The 15,476-nt window shown below is 70.3% G+C and carries 20 protein-coding genes; 14 read left to right on the plus strand and 6 right to left on the minus strand.

Annotated elements, in window-relative coordinates:
* Window positions 1–156: 156 nt before the first annotated feature.
* A complete protein-coding gene (mce, locus tag ACIBBH_RS35205) occupies window positions 157–597 on the minus strand; it encodes a methylmalonyl-CoA epimerase (RefSeq protein ID WP_399411801.1) in 441 nt (146 codons plus the stop codon).
* A gap of 148 nt (window positions 598–745) precedes the next feature.
* Between mce and ACIBBH_RS35210 the strand changes: the two genes are divergently transcribed.
* The 5 genes from ACIBBH_RS35210 to ACIBBH_RS35230 all read left to right on the plus strand — a co-directional run bounded on the left by ACIBBH_RS35210 (window position 746) and on the right by ACIBBH_RS35230 (window position 4,382).
* On the plus strand, window positions 746–1,948 hold the full coding sequence (locus tag ACIBBH_RS35210) for an acetyl-CoA C-acetyltransferase (RefSeq protein WP_399411803.1): 1,203 nt from the start codon (window positions 746–748) through the stop codon (window positions 1,946–1,948).
* Window positions 1,949–2,023: 75 nt separating this feature from the next.
* Window positions 2,024–2,980, plus strand: a complete 957-nt coding sequence (meaB, locus tag ACIBBH_RS35215) for a methylmalonyl Co-A mutase-associated GTPase MeaB (RefSeq protein WP_399411805.1) — start codon at window positions 2,024–2,026, stop codon at window positions 2,978–2,980.
* A gap of 166 nt (window positions 2,981–3,146) precedes the next feature.
* Window positions 3,147–3,371: a hypothetical protein gene (locus ACIBBH_RS35220; protein ID WP_399411807.1), complete on the plus strand. Its 225-nt coding sequence runs from the start codon at window positions 3,147–3,149 to the stop codon at window positions 3,369–3,371.
* Window positions 3,371–3,895, plus strand: a complete 525-nt coding sequence (locus ACIBBH_RS35225) for a hypothetical protein (protein WP_399411810.1) — start codon at window positions 3,371–3,373, stop codon at window positions 3,893–3,895. Before ACIBBH_RS35220 ends, ACIBBH_RS35225 begins: the two co-directional genes overlap by 1 nt.
* A gap of 124 nt (window positions 3,896–4,019) precedes the next feature.
* A complete protein-coding gene (locus ACIBBH_RS35230; RefSeq protein WP_399411812.1) occupies window positions 4,020–4,382 on the plus strand; it encodes a hypothetical protein in 363 nt (120 codons plus the stop codon).
* A gap of 32 nt (window positions 4,383–4,414) precedes the next feature.
* On the opposite strand, the gene ACIBBH_RS35235 is transcribed toward ACIBBH_RS35230, so the two are convergent.
* From ACIBBH_RS35235 to ACIBBH_RS35250, 4 genes are all read right to left on the minus strand, one after another.
* Complete coding sequence (locus tag ACIBBH_RS35235; protein WP_399411814.1) at window positions 4,415–4,891, minus strand: MarR family winged helix-turn-helix transcriptional regulator; 477 nt, start codon at window positions 4,889–4,891, stop codon at window positions 4,415–4,417.
* A gap of 92 nt (window positions 4,892–4,983) precedes the next feature.
* Window positions 4,984–5,745, minus strand: coding sequence for an AIM24 family protein (locus ACIBBH_RS35240; RefSeq protein ID WP_399411816.1), 762 nt, complete (start codon window positions 5,743–5,745; stop codon window positions 4,984–4,986).
* 38 nt (window positions 5,746–5,783) lie between these two features.
* Complete coding sequence (locus ACIBBH_RS35245; RefSeq protein WP_399411818.1) at window positions 5,784–6,434, minus strand: AIM24 family protein; 651 nt, start codon at window positions 6,432–6,434, stop codon at window positions 5,784–5,786.
* Window position 6,435: 1 nt separating this feature from the next.
* The gene (locus ACIBBH_RS35250; protein ID WP_399411887.1) at window positions 6,436–7,068 is read right to left on the minus strand and encodes an AIM24 family protein; all 633 of its coding nucleotides are present in this window, start codon (window positions 7,066–7,068) and stop codon (window positions 6,436–6,438) included.
* Between the two features lie 150 nt (window positions 7,069–7,218).
* On the opposite strand from ACIBBH_RS35250, the gene ACIBBH_RS35255 reads away from it, so the two are divergent.
* The 7 genes from ACIBBH_RS35255 to ACIBBH_RS35285 all read left to right on the plus strand — a co-directional run bounded on the left by ACIBBH_RS35255 (window position 7,219) and on the right by ACIBBH_RS35285 (window position 12,207).
* The gene (locus ACIBBH_RS35255; RefSeq protein ID WP_399411820.1) at window positions 7,219–7,569 is read left to right on the plus strand and encodes a DUF3817 domain-containing protein; all 351 of its coding nucleotides are present in this window, start codon (window positions 7,219–7,221) and stop codon (window positions 7,567–7,569) included.
* On the plus strand, window positions 7,566–7,859 hold the full coding sequence (locus ACIBBH_RS35260) for an MTH1187 family thiamine-binding protein (RefSeq protein WP_399411822.1): 294 nt from the start codon (window positions 7,566–7,568) through the stop codon (window positions 7,857–7,859). Before ACIBBH_RS35255 ends, ACIBBH_RS35260 begins: the two co-directional genes overlap by 4 nt.
* A 160-nt stretch (window positions 7,860–8,019) precedes the next feature.
* Window positions 8,020–8,772, plus strand: coding sequence for a hypothetical protein (locus ACIBBH_RS35265; RefSeq protein WP_399411824.1), 753 nt, complete (start codon window positions 8,020–8,022; stop codon window positions 8,770–8,772).
* A 55-nt stretch (window positions 8,773–8,827) separates the two neighbouring features.
* Entirely contained in the window at window positions 8,828–9,502 is a 675-nt protein-coding gene (locus ACIBBH_RS35270) for a TetR/AcrR family transcriptional regulator (RefSeq protein ID WP_399411827.1), read from the plus strand.
* A gap of 33 nt (window positions 9,503–9,535) precedes the next feature.
* Window positions 9,536–10,045 (plus strand): MarR family winged helix-turn-helix transcriptional regulator, encoded by a 510-nt coding sequence (locus ACIBBH_RS35275; protein WP_399411829.1) that lies wholly within the window; start codon window positions 9,536–9,538, stop codon window positions 10,043–10,045.
* Between the two features lie 43 nt (window positions 10,046–10,088).
* Window positions 10,089–10,427, plus strand: a complete 339-nt coding sequence (locus ACIBBH_RS35280; protein ID WP_399411831.1) for a DUF3817 domain-containing protein — start codon at window positions 10,089–10,091, stop codon at window positions 10,425–10,427.
* 79 nt (window positions 10,428–10,506) lie between these two features.
* On the plus strand, window positions 10,507–12,207 hold the full coding sequence (locus ACIBBH_RS35285) for a methylmalonyl-CoA mutase (protein WP_399411833.1): 1,701 nt from the start codon (window positions 10,507–10,509) through the stop codon (window positions 12,205–12,207).
* Window positions 12,208–12,273: 66 nt separating this feature from the next.
* On the opposite strand, the gene ACIBBH_RS35290 is transcribed toward ACIBBH_RS35285, so the two are convergent.
* Window positions 12,274–12,915, minus strand: coding sequence for a TetR/AcrR family transcriptional regulator (locus ACIBBH_RS35290; RefSeq protein ID WP_399411835.1), 642 nt, complete (start codon window positions 12,913–12,915; stop codon window positions 12,274–12,276).
* Between the two features lie 225 nt (window positions 12,916–13,140).
* On the opposite strand from ACIBBH_RS35290, the gene ACIBBH_RS35295 reads away from it, so the two are divergent.
* Together ACIBBH_RS35295 and ACIBBH_RS35300 are read left to right on the plus strand one after the other, a co-directional pair.
* Window positions 13,141–14,115: a tetratricopeptide repeat protein gene (locus ACIBBH_RS35295; protein WP_399411837.1), complete on the plus strand. Its 975-nt coding sequence runs from the start codon at window positions 13,141–13,143 to the stop codon at window positions 14,113–14,115.
* 636 nt (window positions 14,116–14,751) lie between these two features.
* A complete protein-coding gene (locus ACIBBH_RS35300) occupies window positions 14,752–15,387 on the plus strand; it encodes a DUF6230 family protein (protein ID WP_399411839.1) in 636 nt (211 codons plus the stop codon).
* The last annotated feature ends 89 nt before the right edge of the window (window positions 15,388–15,476 follow it).

The following is a 15,476-nucleotide window of genomic DNA, read 5'->3' on the forward strand; positions in this document are numbered from 1 at the left end:
ATCCGCCGAACGGGGCCCCCGGGGAATGGTGTCAGATCAACGGCGGAGCATGGGCTGCCCCGACGCTCGTCCCCCGAAACCCGGACCCCGGCAAGCGGTCGCGCTGCCCAAACAGCGACGACCGCCCCCAACCCTACCGGCCCCTATGTACGAGGGTCAGTGCTCAGGTGACTCAACAGGCGCCGATGTGACCAGTTCTGTGAGTACACCATGGCAATCCTTGGGGTGCAGGAAGGTGATCCGCGACCCCATGGAGCCGCGTCGTGGCTCGTCGTACAGAACGCGTACCCCCTTCTGGCGGATGTCCGCGGCGTCGGCGTCGACGTCCGCCGTACCGAAGGCGATGTGGTGGACGCCCTCTCCGTTCTTCGCCAGCCACTTGGCGACGGTGGAGTCCTCCCGGGTCGGTTCCAGCAGCTGGAGGTACGAGGAACCCCCGTCGGACGTATCGTTGATCTTGAGCATGGCCTCGCGCACGCCCTGCTCCTCGTTGACCTCGGTGTGGAAGACCTCGAAGCCGTAGGTGGCCTTGTAGAACTCGACGGTCGCGTCGAGGTCGTGGCAGGCGATCCCGATGTGGTCGATTCGCGTCAGCATGGTGTTAGTGCAGCGCTCCTCAGGTGGTTACGCAACGTGCGCGCGATCACACCGACGGCCCGATGACGGGGCCGTCTACCGGTCAGTACATTCGAAGTAAACCCTCGTTCACTCCTCAGCTTGTGCAGCTGGAAGGGGATCCCACCTCATGTCAGCATCGAACAGCACGACCTCCGTCATCGTCGCGGGTGCACGCACCCCGATGGGACGGCTGCTCGGCTCGCTCACGTCATTCTCCGGAGCCGATCTGGGCGGCTTCGCGATCAAGGCCGCCCTCGACCGTGCGGGGATCGGTGGCGACCAGGTTCAGTACGTGATCATGGGCCAGGTGCTCCAGGCCGGGGCAGGCCAGATCCCGGCCCGCCAGGCCGCGGTCAAGGCGGGCATCCCCATGAACGTCCCGGCGCTCACGATCAACAAGGTGTGCCTGTCCGGCCTCGACGCCATCGCCCTGGCCGACCAGCTGATCCGGGCCGGCGAGTTCGACATCGTCGTCGCCGGCGGCCAGGAGTCCATGACCAACGCGCCGCACCTGCTGCCCAAGTCCCGGGAGGGCTTCAAGTACGGGGCGATCGAGATGCTCGACGCCATGGCGTACGACGGCCTGACCGACGCCTTCGAGGGCATCGCCATGGGCGAGTCCACGGAGAAGCACAACACGCGGCTCGGCATCAAGCGCCCCGAGCAGGACGAGATCGCGGCCCTGTCCCACCAGCGCGCCGCCGCCGCCCAGAAGAACGGCATCTTCGAGGCCGAGATCACCCCGGTGGAGATCCCGCAGCGCAAGGGCGAGCCGGTCGTCTTCAGCAAGGACGAGGGCATCCGCGGCGACACCACCGCGGAGTCGCTGGGCAAGCTGCGCCCGGCCTTCGCCAAGGACGGCACCATCACCGCCGGCTCCTCGTCGCAGATTTCCGACGGCGCGGCGGCCGTGGTCGTGATGAGCAAGGCCAAGGCGCAGGAGCTGGGCCTGGCCTGGATCGCCGAGATCGGCGCGCACGGCAACGTGGCGGGGCCGGACAACTCCCTGCAGTCCCAGCCCTCCAACGCCATCCTGCACGCCCTGAAGAAGGAGGGCCTGGAGGTCTCCGACCTCGACCTCATCGAGATCAACGAGGCCTTCGCCGCCGTCGCGGTCCAGTCAATGAAGGACCTCGGGGTTTCCACGGAAAAGGTGAACGTCAACGGCGGCGCCATCGCCCTCGGCCACCCCATCGGCATGTCCGGCGCCCGTCTGGTCCTGCACCTGGCCCTCGAGCTGAAGCGCCGGGGCGGCGGGGTCGGCGCGGCGGCGCTGTGCGGTGGCGGCGGGCAGGGTGACGCGCTGATCGTGCGGGTGCCGAAGGCGTGAGTCTCCGGTACGTCTCGTAGTTCCCTGTACGTGGTGCCCTGTACGTCGTACGTCTCGTAAGCGAACGGAGCTGTGATGCAGGACGTCTCCTCTCTGGTGGCCCAGGCCAGGGAAGGCCGGCCGCGGGCCGTGGCCCGGCTGATCTCCCTGGTGGAGGGGGCGTCCCCGCAGCTCAGGGAGGTCATGGCGGCCCTCGCGCCGCTGACCGGGAACGCGTACGTGGTCGGCCTCACCGGCTCCCCGGGCGTCGGCAAGTCGACGTCCACCTCGGCGCTGGTGACCGCGTACCGCAAACAGGGCAGACGGGTGGGGGTCCTCGCGGTGGACCCCTCCTCGCCCTTCTCGGGGGGCGCCCTGCTCGGCGACCGGGTCCGCATGTCGGAGCACGCCTCCGACCCCGGCGTCTACATCCGCTCCATGGCCACCCGCGGCCATCTGGGCGGCCTCGCCTGGGCGGCCCCGCAGGCCATCCGCGTGCTGGACGCGGCGGGCTGCGACGTGATCCTGGTGGAGACGGTCGGCGTGGGCCAGTCGGAGGTGGAGATCGCCTCCCAGGCGGACACCTCGGTGGTCCTGCTGGCGCCGGGCATGGGCGACGGCATCCAGGCGGCCAAGGCGGGCATCCTGGAGATCGGCGACGTGTACGTCGTCAACAAGGCCGACCGCGACGGCGCGGACGCCACGGCGCGGGAACTCAACCACATGCTCGGCCTCGGCGAGTCCCGCGGCCCCGGCGACTGGCGCCCGCCCATCGTCAAGACGGTCGCGGCCCGGGCGGAGGGCGTCGACGAGGTCCTGGAGGCCCTGGACAAGCACCGGGCCTGGATGGAGGAGCGCGGGGTCCTCGCGGAGCGCCGTCTGGCCCGCGCGGCCCGGGAGGTGGAGACCATCGCGGTCACCGCGCTGCGGGAGCGGATCGGGGACCTGCACGGCGACCGGCGCCTGAGCGCGCTCGCGGAGCGGATCGTCGCCGGCGACCTGGACCCGTACCGGGCGGCGGACGAGCTGGTGGCGGGGCTGACGGAGGGCTGACCGGGCCAACTCCACGGCGGGCCTGGTAACTTGACCGTATGTTCCTCTCCTTGCTCTCCTTGGCGTAGAGCGCGCACCGCGCCCGCGCCCGGCGGCCCCTGAGCGGCTGCCGGCCGTCGCGGCGCTCCGGTGTCCCCTCATCCGCCTCGCCTTGAGGAACCCACTCATGTCCGCGCCCACTTCGTCGCGCCCTCCTCCCGCCCCGCGGCCGTCGTACGCCGCCGTCCTGCGCGTCCCGCACGCGCGCCGCACCTTCGCCGCCGCGCTGACCGCCCGGCTGTCGTACGGCACGGTCGGGCTCTCCCTGATGCTGTCGGTGACCCGGGCGACCGGCTCGTACGCCGTCTCCGGCATCGTGATGGCCTGTACGGCGCCGCCACCGTCTTCCTGATGCCGCCGCGGGCGGCCCTGGTCGACCGGCACGGCCCACGCCGGGCCCTGATCCCCATGGTGTCGCTGTACGGCGCCCTGCTGTGCGCCCTGGCGGCGCTGACCTGGCGGCCGGGCGCCCGGCCGGCGCTCCTCGGCACCGCCGCCGCCCTCGCCGGTGCCTGTGCGCCCCCGCTGGGCCCCACCACGCGCACGGTATGGGCCGGACTCCTGGACGGCCCCCGGCTCCTGGCGCGGGCGTACAGCCTGGACGGGGTGGCGGAGGAACTGTTGTACGTCTCCGGCCCGATGCTGGTCGGCGTCCTCGTCCCCTTCACCTCGCCCGCCGCCGGGGTACTGCTGAGCGCGCTGCTGATCGTGGCCGGGACCTGTGCGTTCGTGTCCTCCCGGGCGATGCCCGGACCCCGCCCCACGCCTGGCCCCGGCAAGCCCGGCGCCCTCTCGCGGGCGCCCGCGGGCTGCTCTCCCCGGTGGTCGTGGCCGCGGGCATGGGCCTCGCGCTCAGCGGCGTGGAACTGCTGGTGATGGCCTTCGCGGCGCAACGCTCGTACGACGACGCCGTGGTCCCCTGGATCCTGGCCGCGCTCTCGGCGGGCAGCGCGGTGGGCGGACTGCTCAACGGGGCGATCGACTGGCGTACGCCCGCCCGGTGCGTCTGGCCTGTTCCGCGGCGGGCCTCGGCCTGGTGCTCGCCGCCACGGGGCTGGCCCCCGGAGTGTGGACCCTCACGGCGGTCATGACGGGCGCGGGCCTCTTCATCGCCCCGGCCCTGACGACGGCGTACCTCCTCGCGGAGGAGACGGCGGACCCGGGGGCCCGGACGCAGGCGGGGGCGTGGGTGAACACCGCGGTGAACGCGGGCAGCTCGAGCGGTTCGCTGGTGGCCGGGGTGCTGATCGGCCGGGTGCCGGTCGGGGTGTGCTTCGTGCCGGCGGGCGGGGTGGCGCTGGCGGCCGGCGTCACCTGCCTGGCCGTGGGCGGCGCCGGAGCCGGAGCGGCAGGCGGGACCTGAACACCCGCCTGCCGCCCCGGCCCCGGCCAGGGTCAGGGACGCCCCCGCTGCCCCCGAAGATGCTCGGCGATCGGCTTCAGGGCCTTGTCCAGCTCCACCAGGGCCTCGGGTGACAGCAGGTCGATGAAGTGCCTGCGGACGGACGCCACATGATGGGGCGCGACCTTCTTCATGGTTTCCATGCCGTGCTCGGTGAGGACGGCGTACAGGCCGCGTCGGTCGGACTCGCAGTTCTCGCGGCGGACCAGGTTCGCGTTCTCCATGCGGGTGATCTGGTGGGAGAGCCGGCTCTTGGACTGGAGGGTGGCGGACGCGAGGTCGCTCATCCGCATCCGTACGTCCTCGGACTCGGAGAGGTTCACCAGGATCTCGTAGTCGTTCATTGTCAGGCCGAACGGCTGCAGATCCCTTTCGAGCTGGTACGTCAACAGCCTGTTGACCTCCAGGTGGGTGCGCCAGGCGCACTGCTCCGCATCGGTCAGCCAGCGCGTGGCCGTCTCGGTCTCCATAAGTGAAGTCTACCTAAAATGTTGAAAGGCGAACTAGTGAGGGTTGTGTGACTGTGCGCACGCGTTCGACGTCACACTCCGCAGACTACCGCTCACAGCCCGAAGCGACGTTGGAGGTCCCCCAGCTGTCCGGGAAGGCGCGGTGCGCCCGACGGTTGCGCTCCGTGTCCACCAGGTGTCCCTGCGCCACCGCCGGGCACACCTGGTTCAGGCGGAACCGCCCCCGTGGCCTGCTCCGCCATCAGGGTCTCGGTCGACTGGAGGAGGACCGTGCCGGCCCCCACGAACTCGAACTGATGCTCCTCCCCGGAAGCCCCGCCCAGGCCCGTCATCGCACGTAGACCGCCCATTACGCCCGTCAGGTAACCGTGGTCGTAGTGATGGCACGGAGACGGGCAGTCGGCCCAGCCGACGAGCGCCTGCGGGTCCACCCGGATCGGCGGTTCCAGGAACACCACCGGACCGTTGGATGCGGCCACGAACTTTCCGGTTCCGATGAGTGTCAGAAAACCCGGCACGATCGACTGCTTGAGGGCAAGACTTGGCTGAAAAGCGAGCAGGTTGCCCGAGCGAATGGTCAGGTTGCCGTCGTCCAGGTCGTACGCGTTCACATCAAACGCCCGGTCGGCGAGGAGCATCTTGCCCGAGCCCGCCGCCACGACCCAGTCGCTCGCGTGCAGAGGCGAATGGAAGGACGTACGGACAAGTCGGTCGAGTCGCCCGTGCCCGATGCCGTTGAACTCGATCGCCCCGTAGTAGGCGATCATCTTCCCCTTCTGCAGGAACCACTCCGCGCCCTTGAGCTCCACACAGAAGGTGTACTTGTTGACGTTGTCGTCGGCGGGCAGCGTCATGGGGTCGTGGATCACGGGGCCCTGGCCCTGGTGGGTGGTCACAGCTTCTCCTCCGACGCCTGCACGTACACCGTGCCGCTGCCGCTGAGCTCCAGCTGGAACGCCTCGCCGGAGCCGCGCCCCACCATGTCGCGCCAGCCGAGGGCGGTGGACAGTTTGTTGCGGACGTCCCCGTGGTGGGCGACGTACGCCTGAGGGTCGACGTGGACGGGCCGCTGCGGTGTGATCGGGATCTCGAAGACCCCGCCGTGCGCCATCACCGCCACCGCCCCGTGTCCCTGCAGGGTCGTCGTGAACAGTCCCTGCCCGGTGACCTGCCCCCGCACCATGCCCATCACCCCGCCCTGCGAGCCCATGAACATCGTGCCCTGCCGGAGCGTGCCCTCGAAGGCCAGCAGCCGGTCCGCCTCCACGTAGAGCGTGTCGCCGGAGAGGCTGATGACGTGCAGGTGGTGGCCGCCGTGCCCGAAGAAGACGGTGCCGCTGCCCTCGACGGTCATCAGAGGGGTGGCCTCGCCCGCGACCCGCCGCCCGATCATCGACATCAGTCCCCCCTGGCCGCCCTGGACGTTGGGGGTGAAGGAGACGTCGCCCCGGTAGGCGAGCATCGCGCCGCGCTGACTGAACAGCCGCTGGCCGGGCGCGACCGTGGCCTCGACCATCTTGGAGTTGATCTCTCGGAGCGTCATCTCACACGTCCCCCGCGATGGTGTTCCGCTCGCTCGGCTGTACGTACACCAGCCCGTCCCCCTCGAACCGGATCTGGAAGGCCTCGCCCCCGCCCTCGCCGATGAAGGTGCGGAAGGTCACACCGGACTGGAAGGACTGCCGGACGTCGCCCTGGTGGGCGATGTAGGCGCCCGGGTCGACGATCAGCGGGTACTGGGGGCTCACGCGGAGCACGACCGCCGGTCCCTCCGACATGATCGCCGCCTGTCCGTGCCCCTCGACGGTCGTGGTGAACAGCCCGTTGCCCTGCGAGGCCCCGCGCAGCCCCGTGAACGTCGTCCCGGTCCTGAGCCCGGCGTCGGTCGCGAGCAGATTGCTCGATTCCACGTACAGCTTGTCCCCCTGGAGACCGACGAGGCTGATCTCCGAGGCCCGGTCGGCGAACCAGCACGTCCCGTTCCCTCTCACCTCCATCACGGTCATCTGCTCACCGGTGAGCCGCCGGGTCACCATCCCCCGCAGACCCTCACCGCCCCCGCTGAGCTTCTTGAAGGCCATCTGTCCGTCGTACGCGACCATGGAGCCGTTCTTCGCCTTCACGGCGTCCCCGGTCAGGTCGACGGCGAGCACCTTGCTGCCTTGAAGTCGGAACATCGCCACGGGGTGAAGGTAGCGGCGACCGGGCGGCGACCGACAGACCCCTCTCGTGGGGGCCGTGCCGTCGTTTGTCACAATGGGCGAGCCTTTGTGCTTCCCTTCACAAGGCGACCGCGTCGTCAGCGACTCTCCCACCGAAGGTGACCCGTGGACCTCAAGACAGCCTCCGCCATCCGCCGCCTGCGCCTGGTCTCCGTACCCGAGGGCGTCTCCTGGATCGTGCTCGCGGCCTGCACGGTGATCAAGTACACGGTCGCCTCCGGCTTCGACGTCGCCCCGGTGCTGGGCCCGATCCACGGCGTGCTGTTCATCCTCTACGTGATCTTCTGGCTCGACGCCTGGAACCGCACCAAGTGGGAGAAGGGGAAGGCCGCCGTGTACTTCGCCTACTCGATCATCCCCGGCGGCGGCTTCATCGCCGAGCGCCGGCTCCGTCGCGAGGCCGAGGACGCGGTCATCGCCGCCCGGGCCCGCAAGGAAGGAGTCGTGAACGCGTGATCGTCGCCTTCTCCGTGACGCCACTGGGTGTCGGCGAGGACGTGGGGGAGTACGTCGCCGACGCCGTCCGTGTGGTCCGCGAGTCCGGCCTGCCCCACCGCACCGACGCCATGTTCACCTCCATCGAGGGCGAGTGGGACGAGGTCATGGCCGTCGTGCAGCGCGCCGTCGCCGTCGTCGAGGCACGGGCTCCGCGCGTGTCGCTGGTGCTGAAGGCCGACATCCGTCCCGGGGTGAGCGACGGCCTCACCTCGAAGGTCGAGACCGTCGAGCGCCATCTGGCCCGCTGACCCCGCTGTTCCGAGCGGCAGCCCCGGTCCGCCCCAGGGCCGGGGTTTTCGCGTGCCCGTTGTTTGAGCGATCGCTCAAAGAGGTGTAGCTTCCGTTTCCCACACACGTTGAGCGGTCGCTCAAACGCGCTCGACGGCCGGCTGACAGGGGGACACACCAATGGCGCTCCACATAGAGACGCACATACGGGCCGACCTGGACGAGCTCTGGGCGCGCACCCAGCAGCCGTCCGAGCACCTGCGCTGGGACCTCCGCTTCACCGAGATCGACCACCTCCCGCGCGCGGAGGGCGAACCGCAGCGCTTCCGCTACGCCTCCCGCGTCCTGCCCTTCCTCACCGTCTCCGGCACCGGCGTCTCCGCCGGCGAGAAGGAGCGCCCGGACGGCACCCGTACCTCCGCCCTGCGCTTCACCTCCCCGCACCCGCTCTCCCTGATCGCCGAGGGCAGCGGCTACTGGCGCTACGTCCCCGACTCCGACGGCGTCCGCTTCCTCACCGGCTACGACTACCGCCCCCGCTGGGGCGCCGTCGGCGCGCTCGCCGACCGGCTGCTGCTGCGTCCGCTGATGGGCTGGGCGACGGCCTGGTCCTTCGACCGGCTGCGGCTGTGGCTGGAGCACGGGATCACGCCCGAGCGGGCGCGCCGGCACTGGCTGGCCGAGCTGGCGGTCCGCGCGCTCGTGCTCACCGTGTGCTGCGCCGGCCTGCGCCTCGGCCCCTTCAGCCGCGTCTTCGGCCCGTTCGCCCCCGCCGTGGCCTACCTCTGCCCGCTGCTCCTCGTCGTCGGCATCTCCCTCGCCCTCTTCAAGGCGCCCCTGTCCTGCACCCCGGCCGCCCGCCGCTGCCTGCGCACCCCGGCCGAGCGGGTCCGCGCCCCGCGCCTCCTGCGCACCCTGGAGAACCGGTCATGACCGTCCTCGAGAACTCGCCCTGCGCGGACTCCCTCGGCCGTGAGACGGCGCGCGCATGAGCCCGGAGCCGGCGAAACCCCAGGGCAAGTCCCAGGAGACGAAGACCAGGCTCCTGGAGGGCGCGTTGCGGGTGCTCACCGAGCAGGGGATCGCCAAGGCGTCCGGCCGTACGGTCGCGGCGGCGGCCGGGGTCAATCAGGCGCTGGTCTTCTACCACTTCGGCTCGGTGGACGAACTCCTCGCCGCGGCCTGCCGGTACGGCGCCGAGAAGGCGGTGGCCCAGTACCGTACGCGGCTCGCCTCGGTCTCCTCGCTCTCCGAGCTCCTCGCGGTCGGGCGGGAGATCCACGAACAGGAACGCGCCGGCGGCCATGTCGCCCTCCTCGGCCAGCTCCTGGCCGGTGCCCAGACCCACGCCGCCCTGGGGCCGGCCACGGCGGCGGGCCTCGATCTGTGGATCGCGGAGATAGAGCGGGTCCTCAGGAGGGTCCTCGCGGCGACCCCCTTCGGCGAGTTCACCGACCCGGCGAGCCTGGCCCGCGCGGTCGCCGCGTCCTTCGTCGGCATCGAACTGTACGAAGGCGTGGACGAGGCCGGCGCCCACGCGGCTCTCGACGCCCTGGAGCAGCTCGGCGCCCTCGTGGCCGCGCTGGAGGACCTCGGCCCCGTGGCCCAGCGCGCGGTCCGCCACCATCTGCGCCGAGCTGACCGAAAGCCGAGACAGGGCTGACCAGCATATGACTGGCCGGTAATGTCTGATGACGTGCCGAAGCCTCTCAGCCTTCCCTTCGACCCCATCGCCCGCGCGGACGAGCTCTGGAAGCAGCGGTGGGGAAACGTGCCGTCGATGGCGGCGATCACCTCGATCATGCGGGCGCACCAGATCCTGCTGGCCGAGGTGGACGCGGTGGTCAAGCCGTACGGACTGACGTTCGCGCGGTACGAGGCGCTGGTGCTGCTCACCTTCTCCAAGGCCGGTGAGCTGCCCATGTCCAAGATCGGTGAGCGGCTGATGGTGCATCCCACGTCCGTGACGAACACCGTCGACCGGCTGGTGCGGTCGGGGCTGGTGGACAAGCGGCCCAACCCGAACGACGGGCGCGGCACGCTCGCCGGTATCACCGACAAGGGGCGCGAGGTGGTCGACGCGGCCACCCGGGACCTGATGGCGATGGACTTCGGGCTCGGGGTGTACGACGCCGAGGAGTGCGCGGAGATCTTCGCGATGCTGCGGCCGCTGAGGATCGCGGTGCACGACTTCGAGGAGGAGTGACCCGGGACAAGATCTCCCGGAACGGGCGGTTACGCTCGTCGGCATGAAGAAAAGCGTGCTGACCCGCTACCGCGTCATGGCCTACGTCACCGGTGTGCTGCTGGTGCTGCTGTGCCTGAGCATGATCGCGAAGTACGGGCTGGACATCGACGGTGCCGCCGACTTCACCCGGGTCGTCGCCATCGCGCACGGCTGGCTCTACGTCGTCTACCTGGTCTTCGCCTTCGATCTGGGCTCCAAGGCGAAGTGGCCGGTGGGCAAGCAGTTGTGGGTGTTGCTCGCCGGGACCATCCCCACGGCCGCCTTCTTCGTGGAGCGCAGGATCAGTCACGAGCTCGAGGCCAGGGCCGCGGACGGCGCGCCCGCGGTCGCCAAGGCTTGACCGCCTTTGACCAGGGCGTTCCTCGAGCGCCCTGGTTTGCCGTCGACATTTACTAGGACGTCCTAGTAAATTCGATGGTATGGACGCTGACGCCATCGAGGAAGGCCGCCGTCGCTGGCAGGCCCGCTACGACGCCGCGCGCAAGCGCGACGCTGATTTCACCACGCTCTCCGGCGACCCCGTGGACCCGGTGTACGGACCCCGCCCCGGGGACAGCTACGAGGGCTTCGAGCGGATCGGCTGGCCCGGGGAGTACCCCTTCACGCGCGGGCTGTACCCGACCGGCTACCGGGGGCGCACGTGGACCATCCGGCAGTTCGCCGGGTTCGGCAACGCCGAGCAGACCAACGAGCGCTACAAGATGATCCTGGCCGCCGGCGGTGGCGGGCTGTCCGTCGCCTTCGACATGCCGACGCTGATGGGCCGCGACTCCGACGACCCGCGCTCCCTGGGCGAGGTCGGGCACTGCGGGGTGGCCATCGACTCGGCGGCGGACATGGAGGTCCTGTTCAAGGACATCCCGCTCGGCGACGTGACGACGTCCATGACCATCAGCGGTCCGGCCGTGCCCGTCTTCTGCATGTACCTTGTCGCCGCCGAGCGCCAGGGCGTGGACCCCTCCGTGCTCAACGGCACGCTCCAGACCGACATCTTCAAGGAGTACATCGCCCAGAAGGAGTGGCTCTTCCAGCCCGAGCCCCATCTGCGCCTCATCGGCGACCTGATGGAGTACTGCGCGGCCGGCATCCCCGCCTACAAGCCGCTGTCCGTGTCCGGCTACCACATCCGGGAGGCCGGCGCGACCGCCGCGCAGGAGCTGGCGTACACGCTGGCCGACGGGTTCGGGTACGTGGAGCTGGGGCTGTCGCGCGGGCTCGACGTGGATGTCTTCGCCCCGGGGCTGTCCTTCTTCTTCGACGCGCACGTCGACTTCTTCGAGGAGATCGCCAAGTTCCGCGCCGCGCGGCGGATCTGGGCGCGGTGGATGCGGGACGTGTACGGCGCGCGGAGCGAGAAGGCGCAGTGGCTGCGCTTCCACACCCAGACCGCCGGGGTCTCGCTGACCGCCCAGCAGCCGTACAACAACGTGGTGCGTACGGCCGTGGAGGCGCTGGCGGCGGTGCTCGGCGGGACGAACTCGCTGCACACCAACGCCCTGGACGAGACCCTTGCGCTGCCTTCCGAGCAGGCCGCGGAGATCGCGCTGCGCACGCAGCAGGTGCTGATGGAGGAGACCGGGGTCGCCAACGTGGCGGACCCGCTGGGTGGTTCGTGGTACGTCGAGCAGCTGACGGACCGGATCGAGGCGGACGCGGAGAAGGTCTTCGAGCAGATCAGGGAGCGGGGGCTCAGGGCGCACCCGGACGGGCAGCACCCGATCGGGCCGATCACCTCCGGGATCCTGCGCGGGATCGAGGACGGGTGGTTCACCGGGGAGATCGCGGAGTCGGCGTTCCGCTACCAGCAGGCGCTGGAGAAGGGTGACAAGAAGGTGGTGGGCGTCAACGTCCACACCGGGTCGGTCACCGGGGATCTGGAGATCCTGCGGGTCAGTCACGAGGTGGAGCGGGAGCAGGTGCGGGTGCTCTCCGAGCGGCGGGCGGCGCGGGATGAGGCCGGTGTCCGTGCGGCGCTGGACGGGATGCTCGCCGCGGCCCGGTCGGGGGCCAACATGATCGAGCCGATGCTGGACGCGGTGCGGGCGGAGGCGACGCTGGGGGAGATCTGCGGGGTGCTGCGGGACGAGTGGGGGGTGTATACGGAGCCGGCGGGGTTCTAGGCGCCGTTGCCCGGTGCGGGCGCCACCAGGGCGCCACCAGGGGGCTCCGCCCCCTGAACCCCCGCCCTACGGCCACCCGGCACCCGACTCGGTCGGCCGAGAAGTCAGCCCCATGAGCAGTACCCGCGTGAAACTGCGCACCCACTCCTCGTCCGCCGGCTTGCCGCTCACCAGGGTGCGGTGGACCACCGCGCCCGCGACCATGTCGAAGATGAGGTCGGCGGTGCGGGCGGCTTCCTCGGGGCCGGATTCCGGAGGGAGTTCGCCGCGCACCTGGGCGCGGGCGCGGCCTTCCTGGACGAGGCGTTTCTGGCGGTCCACGATGGACTCGCGGATGCGTTCCCGCAGCGCGTCGTCCCGGGTCGACTCGGCGACCGCCGCCATCAGGCCGCTCTTGGCCTCCGGGCGGGCCAGGATGGCGGCGAACTGGAGGACCACGCCCTCGATGTCGGCGGCGAGGGTGCCGCGGTCGGGGAGCCGGAGTTCGTCGAAGAGTTCGGCCACCGCGTCGACGACGAGTTCGTTCTTGCCCGCCCAGCGGCGGTAGAGGGTCGTCTTCGCGACCCCCGCGCGCATCGCCACGTCTCCCAAGGTGAGCTTGGACCAGCCCAGTTCCACCAGGGCCTCCCGGGTCGCGGCCAGGATCGCGGTGTCCGCGGCGGCGCTGCGCGGGCGTCCGGGGCGGCTGGCGGGGGTGCGGCTCTGCATTCCCCGACCATAACCGGCCGTTCCTGTGAAGCCGTGAGGGAGATCACCGGGGTGTGGTGTCGCGCGGACCCCCGATGGCATTACGCTACGGGTCGTAGCGAAAGCGACGACCACAAGGCGTGGGGTGGGGACCCGGCGCCGCAGCCACGCAGCAGACCGGCCACCCGGTGGACCGGCTTTCACAGCGCTTTTCACACACGCGCGGGAACGGGGGAGGATAGACGCATGCAGCCACGGAACATGTCCATGAGCGGCGTCGTCGACCTCGCCGCGGTGAAGGCGGCCCAGGAGGCCAAGGCCAAGGCGGAGCAGGCGCGCGCCGATGCCGCCCGGCAGGGCGGACCGGGTGCCGTCTCCCCGGCCGATCTCGTCATCGACGTCGACGAGGCCACCTTCGAACGCGATGTCCTCCAGCGCTCCGCAGAGGTACCGGTCGTCATCGACTTCTGGGCCGAGTGGTGTCAGCCCTGCAAGCAGCTGAGCCCGGTCCTGGAGCGGCTGGCCGTCGAGTACAACGGCCGCATCCTGCTCGCCAAGATCGACGTCGACGCCAACCAGATGCTGATGCAGCAGTTCGGGGTGCAGGGCATCCCGGCCGTCTTCGCCGTCGTCGCGGGGCAGGCGCTGCCACTCTTCCAGGGGGCCGCCGGCGAGGCGCAGATCCGGCAGACCCTCGACCAGCTGGTGCAGGTCGCCGAGCAGCGCTTCGGGCTGACCGGTCTGGCCGTCGACCCGGACGCCCGGCCCGGCGACGTGCCGACCGAGGCCCGGGTGCCGGCCGGACCGTACGACGCGCTGCTGGAGGCCGCCGTACAGGCCCTGGACGCGGGCGACCTGGGCGGGGCCATCCAGGCGTACAAGAACGTGCTCAGCGACGATCCGGGCAACACCGAGGCCAAACTGGGCCTCGCGCAGGCGGATTTGCTGCAGCGGGTCCAGGGAGTGGACCCGCAGCGGGTGCGCAAGGACGCGGCCGACAGGCCGGGTGACGTCGAGGCCCAGATCGCGGCCGCCGACCTGGATCTGGTGGGCGGGCACGTCGAGGACGCGTTCGGGCGGCTGATCGAGACCGTGCGGCGCACGGCGGGGGACGACCGGGACGCCGTACGGCGCCGACTGCTGGAGCTGTTCGAGGTGGTCGGGTCGGAGGACCCGCGGGTGGTGGGGGCGCGCCGGGAGCTGGCACGCGCCCTTTTCTGACCCGGGGTTGACCAGTGACTAAACGCCCTGGCGAGTGATGTCGGGGTGAAAGATCCGCCAGTGAGGCGTCAGAGCGGCCGCGCTTTACCAAATCTTGGTAATCGCGGCCGCTGTTACTCCCAGTAAAACGCGGGCGTTGGTCTGTCTGGTTCCGTCCAAGGATCAACAGTTTTGTTCTACCTATAAATGACACCGAGCGTCGCACTCCGGGATCACCGGGCCGTTGCTCGGTTATCCGGCCGTTACTAGCGAGTAACGAACCCCCTTGTGCGGGCGGCGAGAATGCACCACGATCGGCGACGCTCGGTCCATTCCCGTACCCCGACAGCCGGTCGGGTCAACGGGGCAATCTGGGTCCCCACCGAGCAGAGTCGGCGGCAGTGGCGCCGGCTCTAGGGCAGGGGGGTCTTCGTCACACGGCGAAGCCTGTCCAGCAGGGTTGTGCGTGATGCGTTTCAGGCGCGACCAGTGGTTGTCGCTCGGGGGTGATCGCCGGTGATTCGGGCGCGGTTCGCGCCGCCGAGCGCGGGCGCTCCCCTTCCCGAGGACGTAGCACTTCTCCCATCCCTGCCCGGCTGAGCCGCCGACTTGGTGGCGAGCCCGGGCCAGGAGATGTACGTCCGAGAAGGAGGAAATATGGAGTCCCAGGTGCGTGGCGGGACCAGATGGAAGCGGTTCGCTGTGGTCATGGTGCCCAGCGTCGCCGCTACGGCCGCGATAGGTGTCGCCCTCGCGCAGGGCGCTCTCGCCGCGTCCTTCAGCGTTTCCGGCCAGTCGTTCAAGGTGACGGCCGACAAGCTCGAGGGCACCGGCTTCTCGCAGTACGGCGCGATCGACTCCGGCTACACGATGGACGGCAAGAAGACGGCTCACCCCGTCGCCGTCTCGGCGTTCAAGTCGGCCAAGATCACCAACATGTGCCAGTCCGTGGTCACCCCGGACGTCCCGATCTTCGGATCGGTCAGCCTGATCCTGAAGGCGGGCGGCGGCGACAAGCCGGTACAGGCCGACAACCTGTACATCGACGTCGCCGACCTCGATGCCAACGCGACCTTCAACAACATCGACATCGGTGTGGCCGCCAAGGACGCCTCCAAGGGTCCGGGCATGAAGGGCGGCGGCGAGCAGGCGAACCCCTTCGGATTCGCCCAGCAGGCCGACTCGGCCACGCTGACCGACGTGAAGCAGACGGCGTGGGCCACCACTGCCGGAACCTTCAAGCTGAGCGGTCTGCACATGTCGCTGTCGACCGGTACGCACGAGTGCTACTGAGCACTTGCTGACGGGCGGGGGAGCCGGTGGCGCCCCCGCCCGTCCCCTCTCCGGGCCGCGCTTTCACAGGCGGCACACATCACCACCAC

It is taken from the genome of Streptomyces sp. NPDC051636 (assembly GCF_044453765.1).
Classification (GTDB): Bacteria; Actinomycetota; Actinomycetes; order Streptomycetales; family Streptomycetaceae; genus Streptomyces.

What these genes read in the sequence shown, in the direction of transcription:
- mce (WP_399411801.1), bottom strand. Translation starts at nt 597, where the DNA reads ATGCTGACGCGAATCGACCACATCGGGATCGCCTGCCACGACCTCGAC.
- ACIBBH_RS35210 (WP_399411803.1), top strand. Translation starts at nt 746, where the DNA reads ATGTCAGCATCGAACAGCACGACCTCCGTCATCGTCGCGGGTGCACGC.
- meaB (WP_399411805.1), top strand. Translation starts at nt 2,024, where the DNA reads ATGCAGGACGTCTCCTCTCTGGTGGCCCAGGCCAGGGAAGGCCGGCCG.
- ACIBBH_RS35220 (WP_399411807.1), top strand. Translation starts at nt 3,147, where the DNA reads ATGTCCGCGCCCACTTCGTCGCGCCCTCCTCCCGCCCCGCGGCCGTCG.
- ACIBBH_RS35225 (WP_399411810.1), top strand. Translation starts at nt 3,371, where the DNA reads ATGCCGCCGCGGGCGGCCCTGGTCGACCGGCACGGCCCACGCCGGGCC.
- ACIBBH_RS35235 (WP_399411814.1), bottom strand. Translation starts at nt 4,891, where the DNA reads ATGGAGACCGAGACGGCCACGCGCTGGCTGACCGATGCGGAGCAGTGC.
- ACIBBH_RS35240 (WP_399411816.1), bottom strand. Translation starts at nt 5,745, where the DNA reads ATGACGCTGCCCGCCGACGACAACGTCAACAAGTACACCTTCTGTGTG.
- ACIBBH_RS35245 (WP_399411818.1), bottom strand. Translation starts at nt 6,434, where the DNA reads ATGACGCTCCGAGAGATCAACTCCAAGATGGTCGAGGCCACGGTCGCG.
- ACIBBH_RS35250 (WP_399411887.1), bottom strand. Translation starts at nt 7,068, where the DNA reads ATGTTCCGACTTCAAGGCAGCAAGGTGCTCGCCGTCGACCTGACCGGG.
- ACIBBH_RS35265 (WP_399411824.1), top strand. Translation starts at nt 8,020, where the DNA reads ATGGCGCTCCACATAGAGACGCACATACGGGCCGACCTGGACGAGCTC.
- ACIBBH_RS35270 (WP_399411827.1), top strand. Translation starts at nt 8,828, where the DNA reads ATGAGCCCGGAGCCGGCGAAACCCCAGGGCAAGTCCCAGGAGACGAAG.
- ACIBBH_RS35280 (WP_399411831.1), top strand. Translation starts at nt 10,089, where the DNA reads ATGAAGAAAAGCGTGCTGACCCGCTACCGCGTCATGGCCTACGTCACC.
- ACIBBH_RS35285 (WP_399411833.1), top strand. Translation starts at nt 10,507, where the DNA reads ATGGACGCTGACGCCATCGAGGAAGGCCGCCGTCGCTGGCAGGCCCGC.
- ACIBBH_RS35290 (WP_399411835.1), bottom strand. Translation starts at nt 12,915, where the DNA reads ATGCAGAGCCGCACCCCCGCCAGCCGCCCCGGACGCCCGCGCAGCGCC.
- ACIBBH_RS35295 (WP_399411837.1), top strand. Translation starts at nt 13,141, where the DNA reads ATGCAGCCACGGAACATGTCCATGAGCGGCGTCGTCGACCTCGCCGCG.
- ACIBBH_RS35300 (WP_399411839.1), top strand. Translation starts at nt 14,752, where the DNA reads ATGGAGTCCCAGGTGCGTGGCGGGACCAGATGGAAGCGGTTCGCTGTG.